Origin of the sequence: Salipaludibacillus agaradhaerens (genome assembly GCF_002019735.1) — a bacterium.
GTDB classification, from domain to species: domain Bacteria; phylum Bacillota; class Bacilli; order Bacillales; family Salisediminibacteriaceae; genus Salipaludibacillus; species Salipaludibacillus agaradhaerens.
Map to the genome: position 1 here is coordinate 3,285,243 of NZ_KV917378.1, position 16,439 is coordinate 3,301,681.

Consider the following 16,439-nt stretch of genomic DNA (forward strand, 5'->3'; position numbering starts at 1 on the left):
AGTCATGTTAAAGACAAAAAATTATTCGTTCTGGTTTGTAACGGGAAGTCAACATTTGTATGGACCTGAAACTATTAAACAAGTAGAAGAACACTCAAGAATCATCGTTGAAAAATTAATTCAGGAAGCTTCTTTACCTTATACGATTGAGTTAAAAGAGGTATTAACAACACCTGATGCCATTGGCAAACTGTTATCTGATGCTAACAATGATGATAGTTGTGGTGGTGTGATTACATGGATGCATACATTCTCACCGGCAAAAATGTGGATAAACGGTTTGAAGAAATTGTCTAAACCACTTCTTCACCTGCATACCCAGTATAATCGTGAAATTCCATTTGACGATATTGATATGGACTTCATGAACTTAAATCAATCTGCCCACGGAGATCGAGAATACGGACATATTGGAGCGAGATTAGGGGTTAAACGAAAAGTGATTGTTGGTCATTGGCAAAATGAGGACGTACAGATACGACTAGCTTCATGGATGAGAACGGCAGCGGCATTTAGTGATGGTGAAAACCTTAAAGTCGCTCGTTTCGGTGATAACATGCGTGAAGTGGCAGTGACCGAGGGTGATAAGGTTGAGGCGCAAACAAAGTTTGGCTGGTCCATTTCTGCTTTTGGGATTGGAGATCTTGTGGAGTCCATGAATACTGTTTCTACAGATGACATTGAACATCTATATAGTGACTATAAAGAGCTTTATAAAATCGATTCTGCAGTGGAGTCAAATGAGGACAAAAAAGCGTCTATTTTAGAACAAGCAAAAATTGAGTTAGGATTAAAAAGATTTTTAGAAAACGGTGGTTTTACAGCGTTTACAAGTAACTTTGAAGACTTGCATGGCATGAAACAATTGCCAGGACTTGCTGTACAACGTTTAATGGCGCAGGGGTACGGATTTGGTGGAGAAGGAGACTGGAAAACTGCTGCTTTGCTTAGGATGATGAAAATTATTGCAGACGGTAAAGGCACTTCCTTTATGGAGGACTATACGTATCATTTAGAGAAAGGTCACGAGTTAGTACTAGGTTCTCATATGCTCGAAGTATGTCCAACAGTAGCAGCGACACAACCTGACATTCAAGTGCACCCCCTAGGAATTGGGGGAAAAGAAGATCCTGCCCGTCTTGTCTTTGATGGCGCAGCAGGTTCAGCGTTAAATGCTTCACTTGTTGATCTAGGAAATCGCTTCCGTCTAGTGGTGAACGAAGTAGAGGCGGTTCAACCTGAACGAGCAATGCCGAAGTTGCCAGTGGCTAAAGTGTTATGGAGGTGTAAGCCGTCATTGAGTGAAGCGACAGAAGCATGGATTCATGCGGGAGGCGCACACCACACAGTATTTTCATTTAATGTAACACCTGAACAACTTTATGACTGGGCAACACTCACTGACATTGAAATTGTTTTTATTAATGATAAAACAGATGTGCTGCAATTCCAACAACAGTTGCAATGGAATGATGTTTACAGACGATTAAAGGTTTCGTTCTAACTCTGAGTGGTTAGTGTTCCGAATCTTCATGAGATGACAAAGTATGCACTTCATAAATGAATGGTAGTTGTAATTTAGCATATGGAAGCGTTTAACCTTTTAGAAAAGTGAGGGGATATAGCAATGAGTATTAACGTGAACGTCTATACGGACTTTAATGAAGGGAAGATTAGTAAACATATATATGGGCATTTTTCTGAGCATCTTGGACGTTGTATTTATGAAGGGATTTGGGTTGGAGAAGATTCAGAGATTCCTAATATAGACGGCATTCGTAATGATGTTTTAGCGGCGTTAAAGGAGTTAAATATTCCGGTATTACGATGGCCAGGCGGGTGCTTTGCTGATGAATACCATTGGAAAGATGGTATAGGACCGAGGGAAAAACGGAAGAGAATGGTTAACACGCATTGGGGCGGCGTCGTAGAAAACAATCATTTTGGCACCCATGAGTTTATGAGGCTGTGTGAGCTTTTGGACACTGAACCGTATATTTGTGGAAATGTAGGAAGTGGTACGGTACAGGAAATGTCAGAATGGGTGGAATATATGACATTTGGTGGTGAGTCCCCAATGTCCGCTTGGCGTCAGGAAAATGGGCAAAAAGATCCTTGGAAGCTTAAATATTTTGGGGTCGGCAATGAAAATTGGGGTTGTGGTGGCAATATGCGTCCTGAGTATTACGCAGACCTTTACCGTCGCTATCAAACATATGTGAGAAATTATGGTGATAACAAGATTTATAGAATTGCCGGTGGTGCTAATGTAGATGATTTTAACTGGACAGATGTTCTCATGAGAGAAGCGGCTCACCTTATGGACGGTCTAAGTTTGCATTATTATGTTGTTCCAGGTGAATGGTCAAATAAAGGATCGGCATTAGATCCCAAGGAAGAAGCGTGGTTCAGGACGATGAAAAAATCCTTCCATATGGAGACACTCATCTCAAAACATGCCACAATTATGAATAAATATGATCCGGAAAAACGCATTGGCATGATTATTGATGAGTGGGGAACATGGTTTGACGTTGAACCAGGCACGAATCCCGGCTTCTTATTTCAACAAAATACCATTCGTGATGCACTGGTGGCGGGTTTACATTTTAATATATTCCATGAACATAACGACCGTGTTCATATGGCTAACATTGCTCAAATGGTTAATGTGCTACAAGCAATGATTTTAACAGAAGGCGATAAAATGATCAAAACGCCGACTTATCATGTGTTTAATATGTACAAAGTCCATCAGGATGCAGAGCGCTTAGCAATAAAGCAGCCAGAGGACACCTATGAGTTTAACGGAGAAGCATTACCGCGAGTGAGTACGACGGCTTCCCAAAATAGCAACGGCGAGATTAATGTCAGTCTCTGTCACATTAATCCTCGTGAGGAAACGACAGTTTCTCTCAATCTACAAGGGTTAACTGAGCTTAACCACGTGACAGGGAGCATTATTACAGCATCTGAATTGAACGCTCATAACACATTTGAACAACCTCATAATGTGAGAACAGAAGCGTATAGCAATTTTACACAACATGGAACAAGCTTGGAATTAACGGTACCTCCAGCTTCTGTTTTGACGTTGACTATCAGCTAATCAATTTAAATGTACATGAAGCGGGGGAGAGTGTTCTCTCCTGCTTTAAAAACGTGCTAGCAAATTCTCCGTTGTACTATGAGAAAGGTGATTTTATCCCATTTTTAAGGGGCAGTAAAACCCCATCTCAGAACTTAAGAAGATCGAAAAGTTAGGTAAACTGCCCGTAAAGGTTCGTTAAGTTAAACTAACAATCAGTGGGGGATGAAGGAAAACTTCCATGATTGAAGCTGAGCTTTATGAAATACTATATGCGTCCTTCAGGAATGAAAGGAGTTCGTCATCGTGCCTCAACAAAAGTGTAAGAGTTGCCTTCAGAGTGTCAAGCTAACAAAAGTTGAATTGGCTCAAATGATGCAAAAACAAACGGAAGAAATCGGAGACTTACTCGTACCTATTGAAGTTTACTTCAAACGTCTGGCTACCTGTGAATTATGCGAGGACTTACAATATGAGACGACATGTCGTTATAACGGTATGCTTGTTCAATATATGACCCGTTTAAAAAATAAGCAATGTCCGCGCCCTGGTGGGGGAAATGGTTCGAATAGATGGCAATCGTTTCTATAATATTATTTACTAACGGCATTAACGCAGACTGATTTTTGAGACAAAACACCTCCCTCTCTTAGGCGTTTCCAAAACCCAGTTGACAACCAATCGAACATCCTTAAGTTGAGATGGGGAAAAGGGCCGATCCGATGAGGTGGAGTGGATGGTTAGGTGAAAACAGTCGAAGTTGGTAGTGGTAAAGGCTGTTTTGAGGACTGAAAATTGATATTAGAAGTTTTACTAAAAGGAAAGAAGGGATAAACATGCTTATATTTCAAGATTGGTATGAGAACCATCGATCTTCCTGTGATTGTCCTAACATTCACTATCCTTTAACAATGGAAGAGGTGGTTATAGATCAAGATGCCATCATGCACTTATATCGTTTTTTACGGAGGAAAGAGTATAGCCATGCCTTGGTCGTGTGTGATGATCAGACAAAATCGATGGCCGACACGATTATCTGTGATGAGCAAATGCCTTGCCGCTTCACGAAGTCTCTTCTTTTACCAGATAACCAAGGTGACGTTTTGGCTGATGAAAAGGCGATTGTTCACGTCCTCATTGACCTCCCAGCAGATATTGATGTGATGATTGCTGTAGGATCAGGTACAATTCATGATATAACACGCTTTGTGAGCTATAAGGTAGGATTACCCTTTATTTCGTTTCCTACTGCTCCATCAGTAGATGGATTTAATTCGATGGGTGCCCCTATCGTCGTAAATAAAAAGAAGATTACGTTTCAAACTCACGCTCCTATTGCGCTATTTGCCGACCTTACTATTTTATGTGATGCACCACAGGGCATGGTTGCCGCTGGTTTTGGGGATATGCTTGGCAAATATACGTCACTGGTGGATTGGGAATTTGGACATAACATGGCTAATGAGCCCTACTGCCCCGCTGTAGCTAGGATGACTAGAGAGGCATTGAATAATTGCGTGGCGAATAGTGAGTTGATTAAAGAGAAAGACAGAGAAGGAATACGTGTCCTAATGACTGCCTTAATTCAATCAGGTATGGCAATGGCTATGTTTGGGCGGTCTCATCCGGCCTCAGGGGCAGAGCATCATCTTTCCCATTTTTGGGAAATGACATTTATTGAAGAAGAAAGAAAACAATTGCTACACGGTGCGAAAGTAGGGGTTGCTGCAGGTGTTATTGCTGACCTTTATCACAATGAAGTGAAAGATCTTTTTAAACGGGATCCGAACAGTGACACTGCGTTCTTAACAAGACTGATAGACAGGATTCCCTCCGGAGAAGAATTACGCCAGTTCATTTATCAGGCTGGCGGGAAGGCAACTCCTAATGAATTAGGTATTGAAAGCAACTTGCTACAAGAAAGCATTCATAAAGCACATAATATCCGCGATAGAGCGACATTGCTTCGGTATCGGAATAGACATACGCTAACTTCTTGAAGGTAAAAAGCCGCTTAATGTGTAGTGAGCCGAAGCTGGTCTTTTACTCTAACGTGTCAGATTCTACACCTTAAGTGGTATTTTTTTAATCACAGATAACCGCCCATAAAACTCCCTGCTTAAAATAGAGCAGAGATGAATCGACATAGGTGTGACTAATGACCGATAATGTCCTGATTGACTAGACTTTCAATCGGTAGAAGAAGTACAAAACGCCGACTGATTGAAGGTTCGTTTTATGGGCTTTAATAGCTGAAACAAACATTAAATATACTTGGTTTAAAAAAATGAGTACATAAACAAATTTAGACGTTAAATGGCTTTTTAATTAGGCTGCCATTTAAAGCAGGCGTAAGACAGGATTAAAGTCAGTGTAACAATATCAAAGTGAGAAAACGATGCGAATTAAAACATTTAACATGTGTTTTTAGCAGTAATATGGGGCAGCTAAAACTAATATAGAAACGAACTCATGGTTTCACATATTTTGCCCACATACTTTAACAAACACCTAATAAAGTATGGAAGAGTTCAAAAAAGTTGTTGAAGATATTGTCAATCAACGTTATTCGCGTTACGATGAACTGGCAGTTGAACAGAGGAATGTTCAAGCTGGTGGGTAAACATGATATCATTTTACTCACATCAAATATGAGTTTTAAAAACAGGAGGTAATTTCCATGAAGAAGAAACTAACTCTTTCAATTTTATCAAGTGTCCTTGCGGTAGGTGTTTTAGCTGCATGTGGTGATGCTGACAACAATGATGGTTTAAACAACAACGGTGGTCTTAATGACAACGGGATTGAGGACAATGGCGGCTTAGATAATAATGGTGGTTTAGAAGATGACGGCGGCCTAAACAATGACGGTGGTTTGGAAGATAACGACGGTTTTAATAATGACGGTGGTTTAGAAGATAACGATGGTCTAGAAGATAATGATGGTTTAGACAACGATGGTGTTGGTGAAAACGATGAATTAAATGACGAGAATAATGACGGTATCTAATGTATGTTAAAAAGAGGTGCGAAATTGCACCTCTTTTTTTATTGCTTATTATAAGGCATATAGAAAGCTTAAAGAAAATTAAGGTGATGTTGCGTAAGAAAGAAGGATAATTGCTGAAAATCCAGTTAGAGCTGCGTGAAAAATCGAGGTTGATGCTGAAAAACGAGAGGTTATTGCTGAATTCAAGGTGAAGTAAAAGATTACCTCATCATAATAAAACGACCGCTCCCTGGGACGGGGGAGGGTCGTTTTTTGTTTGTGAAAGGAAGCTACCTTTAACAAACAAATCTATCAAAATGATAGGGGGAGAGATGAAAGTGGTGGATTTCAACTCTTAGTTTTAATATACCCACTTGAGGAAAGTTAAAACATATTTTAGAAAAAAATATATAAAAAATTTAATTGAAGTACAAAAAAGGCGACGTCCCTCCGATATTAATAATAGTATCATTTTCCTTTTCGTTCATTTAAATAAACGAAAAGGTCTTATGCTGTAATGGGGAATATAGTACAATAGAACCTATCATTTCTTCTGTCAAGTTGATAAAATTACCTTTAACGATAGATTTATAGGATTATAGTCCTTGAATATAGTAGTGAAAATAATGAAAGAGGTGTAATTATGTCTTTTTTTGAATCTAAAGTCCGATCCGGATTGCTAGTTTCTGCAGTGGCGGCGGGATCTGTGCTAGTGGCACCGAATTTAACAGAAGCCTCGTTCGGTGAAGAGAATTTGCGCTACGGAATGAAAAGCGATGATGTGAAAACTTTACAAGGAATTTTACAAGAAAAAGGGTATTATGAGCAATTAGTCGTTTCGGGAAGCTTTGACGAGACGACTCGCGAAGCTGTAAAAAAATTTCAAGCAGATCACAACTTGTCATCTGATGGAATTGTAGGTCCGTTAACATTTAGTGTGCTCAAAGGTCAAACGATTCCAAAAAAATCGTCTGAAAGCATAGAAGAAAATAGAGCAGTCGACATCATGGATAGTACATATAATGACGATGCCTTAATGTCAGTCTCTCCTATTAGCAACCCATCTCAATTAATGAAAGATGGGACTAGAAACGACGATGTGTCTAACTTGCAGGCTTACTTAAAAAAAGCTGGTTTTTACGACTATCCTGTTATTACTGGTAACTATGGCAACTTGACAAAACAGGCTGTGACGACTTTCCAAACAGCGCGTTCTCTTAAAGCTGATGGATTAGCTGGACCTATAACGTTGACTAAAGTGAACGAAGAGATTAACGGATCGTCTTTTTCAAAAGAAGAAGAGATAGTGGCTACAACTGTTTCTAGAAGTACTAGCTTATCAGGAGTTGTGCTTAGACAAGGTTCTAGCGGTGCTGCTGTTCGAGAATTGCAGAGTGAGTTAAAAAACCTTGGCTATTATACGTCTACTGTAGATGGTGTTTATGGACCGTTGACGGCAGAAGCTGTGAGGAAATTGCAACGCGATAAAAATATTGCCGTAGATGGCATATTCGGGCCGCAAACTTACAGTAAACTTAGCGGAACCTCATCGTCATCAAATAATTCAACACAAACATCTACAAGTAGTTCTAATTCATCGAATTTATCAGGTGTTGTGTTACGTCAAGGATCACGTGGTAGTCAAGTCAGAGAATTGCAGACACGTTTGAAAAATTTAGGGTATCTTACATCGTCAGTGGACGGCGTTTACGGCCCCTTGACAGCAGAGGCCGTGCGGAAGTTGCAACGCCAAACCAATATTTCTGCCGATGGTGTGTTTGGTCCCCAAACGCTTGCGCAATTAAACAGAAATATTTCAAATAATCAGTCAACGAGTTCAAATAACTCAAATAATTCATCTAATAACAGTTCAGCAACAGTTTTAAAACAAGGAAGCAGTGGTGCAGCTGTTAGAGAACTTCAAAATATGTTGCGGGCAACAGGGCATCATACGTCTAGCGTAGACGGTCAATTTGGTCCATTAACAAAATCAGCAGTACAGAGGTTCCAACGTGAGTGGGGGCTTATTGCAGACGGGATTGCTACACAGGCTACACTAGATAAGCTAGAGGAAGTAGCAGCTGTCCACATGAGCGATTCAAATTCTAGTTCAGGCTCCGGCTCTAAAAGCTTCAACGCTATGAATCTAATTGCTGATGCGTCTAATTATGTTGGTGTCCCATACGTATGGGGAGGCACAACCGCCTCAGGATTCGATTGCAGTGGGTTCGTTCAGCATGTCTTCCGAAATAATGGCGTGAATCTACCACGAACAGTCGCACAACAGTGGAATGCAACAACGTCTGTATCCAGTCCTTCTGTCGGAGATATCGTTTACTTTGAAACATATAAATCCGGTCCATCACACAATGGGATTTATATTGGAAACAACCAATTTATTCACAGCGGTTCCTCAACAGGTGTTACTATAACGAGTATGAATAACAGCTATTGGAAAGAACGATATATTGGAGCAAGACGGGCGCGTTAGAGAATAAAGCAGTCATCCCAAAGGGGTGGCTGCTTTATTGATTAGCCATATATTACGTGATCATTAGCAACTTAATTTGTTAGTCACATTGGCACAAAAGGATGATTGAAAAGATATAATCAGTACTATAATATTAGTCATATAGTCTTAAAAATACAATAGGGGGTAGTTTGATGGAAGGTAGAAAATATTTAGCTTTATTTATTTCTGTTATTATTATTTTGAATTATTTGATTTATTTGATCCCATTAAATATATCTGATGTCAAAGCTGACTCGCCTCTAGAAAATGAATCTAGTAATGAGGAAATTGATATAAAAGAAGAGATGGTAGAGGTTGTAGAGGATAGTAACGCTAGTGAAAGTAACGAAGATAAAGTTATTGTAATATTTAATAATAGTATTAATGAAGGCTTGCTTATTGAGTCAGGTGGAGAAATTTTAGATGTGTATGATAATATCCCTGCTGTAGCCGCCTCAGTCCCAAAAGAGAAGATAGAAAACTTAGAAAAAAATCCAAATGTTTTGACAGTAGAAGAAAATGATCTGTATGACATGCAACAGACGATCGATTGGGGAGTTGAGCGCGTGGAAGCTCCGCAAGCTTGGGATAATGGTGTTACAGGTAATGGAATAAAAGTAGCTGTTATCGACAGTGGTGTAAACAGATCTCATCCTGATCTAAATATTGTAGGGTGTTACAGTGCAACAAATGCCCCTACATGTGAAGATGACGATGGCCATGGCACTCATGTAGCAGGAATTATTGGAGCGCAAAATAATGATATAGGGGTAGTTGGTGTGGCACCTGATGCGGAAATTTATGCAGCTAGAGTCAGTAACCTTGATAATAAAATTTGGACGGCGGATGTTATATCTGCAATAGACTGGGCTATCTCTCAAGAAGTAGATATTATAAATTTAAGCTTAGGTTCACGTCAGTATTCATCGGCTATGGAACAATCTATTAATAAAGCCTATGATGAAGAGATACTGGTTGTGGCTGCGGCTGGAAACGATGACCGTGATCCTGTGAGATATCCTGCAGCTTTACCAAATGTCATTGCCGTATCAGCAACAGATAGACATGATAATTTAGCTAATTATTCAAATATAGGTGATGAAATAGAAGTGACTGCGCCTGGTTCTTCAATTTATTCCACATATTTAAATCATTCATACGCTACTTTAAGTGGGACCAGTATGGCTTCTCCTCATGTGGCAGGTGTTTTGGCGTTGCTAAAAGAAGCCTATCCTGATATGTCTAGAGACGAGCTACGGACTGCTTTAACTGAGCAAACTGTGGATTTGGGTGGGAGTGGAAAAGATGCTCATTTTGGGTATGGATTAGTACAAGCACCCTCTATAGCAACGGTGGTGCCAGATATTCCGTCGAACCTAGGAATTAAGCATGTGACTAGCGAATCAATTAAACCTGCATGGGATGAACAAGACAATACCTCTCATTTTAAAATTAGCATTGACGGTATTGGTGAATATGATACCAATAATTCCGAGTATGAAATTGAAGGATTATCAGCAAACACCACTTATGAAATTAAAGTGAGGGCAGTCAATTCCAAAGGTTTAAGTGAGCCTACGAGTATATCTGCTTTAACACTTATTGGTAAAATTGATCTTTATAGTGAAAATATTAGTTATGATGAAGTGTCGCTCAGTTGGGAAGAAAATGATAATGCAACATCCTACGAATTATATCGTAATGATCAGCTTATCTACGAAGGTGGAGAAACATTATTTAAAGACAAGAATTTATTACCAGAAACAACTTATAACTACTATATTTATGCTAAAAATGGCGATAACTCTAGTGAGCGTTCAGACGAAGTAGTAGTGAAGACATTAGCTAAACCCTTAACAGAGGAAGAACAATTTATATACAATTTTCAAGAGGGATTAATAACCCTAGGATTTTTAGAAAAACAAGCAGATGGTGTTATGGATAATGAGACTGAAAGTGCCATTAGAGAATTTCAAACATATTATGGCGTGCAGGAAACAGGGGAGATAGATGAAACGACTTTAACAAAGCTCAAAAATATACTGCATACTTTTTTCATAAACGGAGGATATCACGAGAGTGTTGTTGAGCTTAAAAAGAATTTATCGAAATTAGGTTTTCATGTATCGGATAGCCCGAATACAGCGTACGGTCCAACGACAGAAAGAAGGGTCAAAGAATTTCAATCATACTATGGACTAGTAGCGAATGGAATAGGCGATGAGGTGACGTTGGCAAAGATAACAGAGCTTTTATCAAGTTCTTTCCAAAACGGAGGTAGTCATGAGGGTGTTATCACTCTTAAGGAGAACTTGTCTAAGTTAGGATTCCACGTGTCGAATAATCCTAACACCGCTTATGGTCCAACGACAGAACGTAGAGTAAGAGAGTTTCAAGCGTTCTATAACTTACGTGAAAATGGCATCGCAGATGAGGTGACGTTGGCAAAGATTGAGGCGTTAATGAATACACCGATGTCGCGAGGGGATTACCGACAAGATGTGGTAGATTTGAAGATTAAGCTAGCAGAGATAGGGTTTGTGGTTTCATCCAATCCCACTCCTCAATTCGGTCCATCGACAGAGCAAGTGGTAAAAGATTTTCAAAGTTACTATGGACTAGAAAGTCATGTGACAGTGGATAGCGCTACGTTATCGAAAATAGAAGAGGTATTAGGAAGTCCATTTAGGAATGGTCGGAACCATGAAGATACGATTACCTTAAAGGAGAATCTATCGAGAGTAGGTTTCCATGTATCAGATAACCCGAATACAGCGTATGGTCCAACGACAGAAAGAAAAGTCAAAGAATTTCAATCGTATTATGGGTTAGTGGCGAATGGAATAGGCGATGAGGTGACGTTGGCAAAGCTAGAAGAGCTTTTATCGAGTTCTTTCCAAAATGGAGAGAGTCATGAGGATGTTATCACTCTTAAGGAGAACTTATCTAAGTTAGGATTTCATGTATCAGACAATCCTAACACGGTATATGGTCCTCTAACAGAACGGCGAGTAAGAGAGTTTCAAGCATTCTACAACTTACGAGAAAATGGTATCGCAGATGAGGTGACATTGGCAAAGATTGAGGCGTTAATGAATACACCGATGTCGCGAGGGGATTACCGGCAAGATGTGGTAGATTTAAAGGTTAAGCTAGCAAAGATAGGGTTTGTGGTTTCACCCGATCCGACTCCCCGATTTGGTCCATCAACAGAACAGGCGGTAAAAGATTTTCAAAGTTACTATGGATTAAGTAGGAGTGGTATTGTAAATGATGCCACTCTAAATAAAATTGAAAAGATACTAAACTCACCATTTAGAAACGGACGGAACCATGAAGATACGATTACCTTAAAGGAAAATCTATCGAAACTAGGTTTCCATATATCTAACAATCCTAACACCGCTTATGGTCCAATGACAGAACGAAGAGTCAAAGAATTTCAATCATACTATGGGTTAGTGACGAATGGAATAGGTGATCAGGTGACATTGGTGAAGGTAACGGAACTTCTGTCGAAACTTTTTCAAAGTGGAGAAGAACAAGAGAATTAACCATAAAGTCTTCTCTATAATTAGCGAATAAGAATGGCTTAATTATCCATTTTTATTGCGGAACTGACGGCGGCGAGTAGTAATAGCTAGGGTTTCATTTGAACGAAATGTTGTTTAGAACTCAAATTATTATACACGGTTTAAAACATAAGCCCCATCAAATAACGAATATAAATACTAAGCATCTCCTGGTGCGTTGCAAATCAAATAAAGGAGGTGCTTTTCTTAATGCCACAACACCAAAAAAAGGAGCATACCCGTTACACTTCACTCAAATCTAGACAATCGACTTTCTCCAACACTTATCCCACAAAGCATTTGTACAATCAAAACGGCAAACGCTGAAATGGTTTTTCAACGGTATAGGTGAGTACACTCTCCAAGGCATCGAGTGAACTTAAACATCTATGAGGCGATTATACAGGCGTGAAGATTATCTACATCATTTAAACGGCCAAAAGTAACGATATCGATTACAACATTAAATAAAGATACTTTTGACGGATTTACCGAATAGGGATATCCATCGCCTGATATTTTAAATTAGTAAATGCCTTGGTCAAATGATTTAAGAAGCATCCAGTAAATAAATAAAGCCGTATAATCAAAAAAATGAAAAGTACGGCTATTTCCCACGCGTTTCGTAAGGAGCGCTCATTTTTTACAGTTCGGGTTTACTTTAAAATTTCTTTTATTTAGTGTTTGATATGGATTCAAAGAAGTGAAGGGTCTCGTTTTTGCTAGATTCGTAAATGACTTTATGTACCCAAACGAATTATTAGAAATAAGGCATAACCAGTTAGGTTATCTTGAATTTAATACATTTAAACACTACAAATATTAGAAAACACCTATTACTATAATTAAATTTCACCCCTTCTGGGCACTACAAAAATCCTATTGAAATTAAAGAGATAAAGCCCGATACTAGATAAAGTAGTGAAAATTTAAAACCAAAGGGAGGTGAAACTAAAGTGAAAGTCAGACATTTAATTTTTTTATTAGTCTTACTATTTTCTCTCGTCCACTTTAGTTCACAATATACGCTTGCTGAGGAAGAAAATGATGAGCAAGTAAGCCAAGAAAAAATAGAAGGTGAAGGAGAGAGTTCAGAAAAAGAAAATGATGACAATTTGTCATCAGAAGAAAGCGAGCATAGTCCTTCAGAAGAGAATAATAATGAAAATCCAGAAGTTGACTCTAATGAAAGTCTTATAGAAAATGAAGAAATAATCGAAGTAGAAGCAGAAGAGCCCATAGAAGTAAGCAGTATGGTTTCTGATGGGAATCTTTTCAAAAGAGGTGACAGTGACCCGAGAATCATTCAATTAAAAATCGATTTAGCTAAGCTAGGGTTCCCTGTTTCTAATAACCCCAATGAAAACTTTGGGCCATCTACGGAAGAGGCAGTAAAAGATTTTCAAAGTTACTTCGCTATCGAGGTACATGGAATGGCTGATGAAACCACGTTAAATAAGATAGATGAGATTCTATCAACACCTCTACAAAACGGAGGAAATCATGCGGATGCCATCACCTTGAAGGAGAACTTGTCTAAGTTAGGATTTCACGTGTCGAATAATCCTAACACGGCTTATGGTCCAACGACAGAACGTAGAGTAAGAGAGTTTCAAGCGTTCTATAACTTACGAGAAAATGGTATTGCAGATGAAGTGACGTTGGCAAAGATTGAAGAGTTAATCAACACCCCGATGTCGCGAGGGGATTACCGTCAAGATGTAGTGGATTTAAAGGTTAAACTAGCAGAGGTAGGTTTTGCAGTTTCAGCTAATCCCAACCCTCAATTTGGCCCATCGACAGAACGGATAGTAAAAGATTTTCAAAGTTACTATGGTCTAGAAAGTCATGGAAGGGCAGATAACGCTACGTTAGCCAAAATAGAAGAGGTGTTAGGGAGCCCCTTTAGAAGTGGTCGAAACCATGAAGATACGATAACCTTAAAGGAGAATCTATCGAGACTAGGTTTTCATGTATCCGATAATCCAAACACTGCTTATGGACCTTCTACGGAGGCGCGAGTCAAAGAATTTCAATCGTATTATGGGTTAGTGGCGAATGGAATAGGCGATGAGGTGACGTTGGCAAAGCTAGAAGAGCTTTTATCGAGTTCTTTCCAAAATGGAGAGAGTCATGAGGATGTTATCACTCTTAAGGAGAACTTATCTAAGTTAGGATTTCATGTATCAGACAATCCTAACACGGTATATGGTCCTATGACAGAACGGCGAGTCAGAGAGTTCCAAGCTTACTATGGGTTAGTGGTAAATGGGATGGCAGATGAAGCCACGTTAAACAAGATCGATGAGATTCTATCAACACCTCTACAAAACGGAGGAAATCATGCGGATGCCATCACCTTGAAGGAGCACTTGTCTAAGTTAGGATTCCACGTGTCGAATAATCCAAACACGGCTTATGGTCCAACGACAGAACGTAGAGTAAGAGAGTTTCAAGCGTTCTATAACTTACGAGAAAATGGTATCGCAGATGAAGTGACGTTGGCAAAGATTGAAGAGTTAATCAACACCCCGATGTCGCGAGGGGATTATCGGCAAGATGTGGTAGATTTAAAGATTAAGCTAGCAGAGATAGGATTTGCGATTTCACCCGATCCGACTCCCCAATTTGGTCCATCAACAGAACAGGCGGTAAAAGATTTTCAAAGTTACTATGGGTTAAGTAGTAGTGGTATTGTAAATGATGCCACTCTAAATAAAATTGAAGAGATACTAAACTCACCATTTAGAAACGGACGGAACCATGAAGATACGATTACCTTAAAAGAGAATTTGTCTAAGTTAGGTTTTCATGTATCTAACAATCCTAACACGGCTTATGGCCCATCGACAGAACGAAGAGTTAAGGAATTCCAAGAATATTATGGACTCCTAAAAAATGGGATAGTAGACGAACCTACTATGGACAAAATAAATAATTTACTTAACTGGCCGTTACGAAATGGTCAAAGTAGTCCTGAAGTAATGAAATTAAAAATGGATTTAGCTTTATTGGGATACCACATATCGAATAACCCTAATGAAAATTACGGGCCTGCTACCGAAAAAGCAGTGAGGGATTTCCAATCCGATAACAACTTGAGGGTAAATGGTATTTTTGATGATCCAACTAAAGATAAGCTTAACACATTAATTAGCGAATTAAGTTTAGCAAATTACGGTAAAGTTACGGCTTCTGCTTTAAATGTACGTAGTCAAGCAAGTACGAATGGCTCTATACTTACTCAAATAAGCCGGAATACAATTGTAGAGATCCTAGGAAGTGAAAGTAACGGATGGTACCGTGTTAAAGTAAATGGAATAACCGGTTATGTTTCTGGAACTTATATCGAATTAGTGACTCAACCATTATCAGGTCGAATAATCGTACTTGACGCAGGACACGGTGGTAGCGATCCAGGTGCAATTGCTGGTGGAATGCAAGAAAAAGAGCTAGTGCTAGATGTCTCACTTAGAGCACAAAAGCTACTTGAAGAAGCTGGTGCTACCGTTATTATGACTCGAACTACCGATGTTTATCCAACTTTAGCTCAGCGTGCTTCAATTGCAAACTCATCTAATGCAGATGTATTTCTTAGTGTTCATGCTAACGCTTTTAATGGCTCGGCAAACGGTACGGAAACATATTGGTACAATTCCTATCAATCTAATAACAGTCAACGCTTGGCAAATACTATTCAATCTGCAACACTCTCCAAATTAGGACTGAGAGATAGAGGAGTTAAATTAGGTAATTTTCATGTAATAAGGGAAACTCGAATTCCAAGTGCATTGTTAGAGTTAGGGTTTATGGACCACTCGGGTGATGCGGCAGTTCTTAGACAAAGCTCTTCACGAGATCGTGCTGCAGAAGCTATTCGTGATGGTATGATTAACTATTTCAATTAAATGTTAACTTTTTCTCAGGGGAAGAACACAACTGAGGATTATCACCAAAAAGGTTCCGGACATCGATTTTCAATGTTCGGAACCTTTTTGGCTAAATATAAAATCATTCTATCATAAGTTTACTAGGCGATAAAGGTAAGCACGAAGAAGTGTTCGATTCATGAGAATAGGAGGATCGTTTTTGGTTTGAGCTGCATACAAAAGTTCGAAAACAAAGTTGTTCACATGTAGGGGAACGCAACGTGTTCTTGGTTATCGAGGGCACTCGATACAAGGAGTCTCTATTGTGAAATAAACGGGTTGATCTGTACTTGAAAAAGAGTCGTTATCGTTGTAAGAGAAAGAATTGGAAAACCTACACCACAACGTT

General features: G+C 39.2%; 8 protein-coding genes. All 8 read left to right on the forward strand.

Annotated features, from left to right (window positions below):
* Positions 1-4: 4 nt before the first annotated feature.
* The 8 genes from araA (at position 5) to BK581_RS15350 (ending at position 16,069) form a co-directional block, all read left to right on the forward strand.
* Complete coding sequence (gene araA, locus BK581_RS15315) at positions 5-1,504, forward strand: L-arabinose isomerase (RefSeq protein WP_078578977.1); 1,500 nt, start codon at positions 5-7, stop codon at positions 1,502-1,504.
* Between the two features lie 123 nt (positions 1,505-1,627).
* A complete protein-coding gene (locus BK581_RS15320) occupies positions 1,628-3,109 on the forward strand; it encodes an alpha-N-arabinofuranosidase (protein ID WP_078578978.1) in 1,482 nt (493 codons plus the stop codon).
* A gap of 285 nt (positions 3,110-3,394) precedes the next feature.
* A complete protein-coding gene (locus BK581_RS15325) occupies positions 3,395-3,679 on the forward strand; it encodes a hypothetical protein (RefSeq protein ID WP_245829078.1) in 285 nt (94 codons plus the stop codon).
* 245 nt (positions 3,680-3,924) lie between these two features.
* Positions 3,925-5,088: a sn-glycerol-1-phosphate dehydrogenase gene (locus BK581_RS15330; protein WP_078578980.1), complete on the forward strand. Its 1,164-nt coding sequence runs from the start codon at positions 3,925-3,927 to the stop codon at positions 5,086-5,088.
* A gap of 680 nt (positions 5,089-5,768) precedes the next feature.
* On the forward strand, positions 5,769-6,098 hold the full coding sequence (locus BK581_RS15335; RefSeq protein ID WP_078578981.1) for a hypothetical protein: 330 nt from the start codon (positions 5,769-5,771) through the stop codon (positions 6,096-6,098).
* A 622-nt stretch (positions 6,099-6,720) separates the two neighbouring features.
* The gene (locus BK581_RS15340) at positions 6,721-8,568 is read left to right on the forward strand and encodes a C40 family peptidase (protein ID WP_078578982.1); all 1,848 of its coding nucleotides are present in this window, start codon (positions 6,721-6,723) and stop codon (positions 8,566-8,568) included.
* Between the two features lie 173 nt (positions 8,569-8,741).
* The gene (locus tag BK581_RS15345) at positions 8,742-12,143 is read left to right on the forward strand and encodes a peptidoglycan-binding protein (RefSeq protein ID WP_078578983.1); all 3,402 of its coding nucleotides are present in this window, start codon (positions 8,742-8,744) and stop codon (positions 12,141-12,143) included.
* Positions 12,144-13,117: 974 nt separating this feature from the next.
* On the forward strand, positions 13,118-16,069 hold the full coding sequence (locus BK581_RS15350; RefSeq protein ID WP_078578984.1) for a peptidoglycan-binding protein: 2,952 nt from the start codon (positions 13,118-13,120) through the stop codon (positions 16,067-16,069).
* The last annotated feature ends 370 nt before the right edge of the window (positions 16,070-16,439 follow it).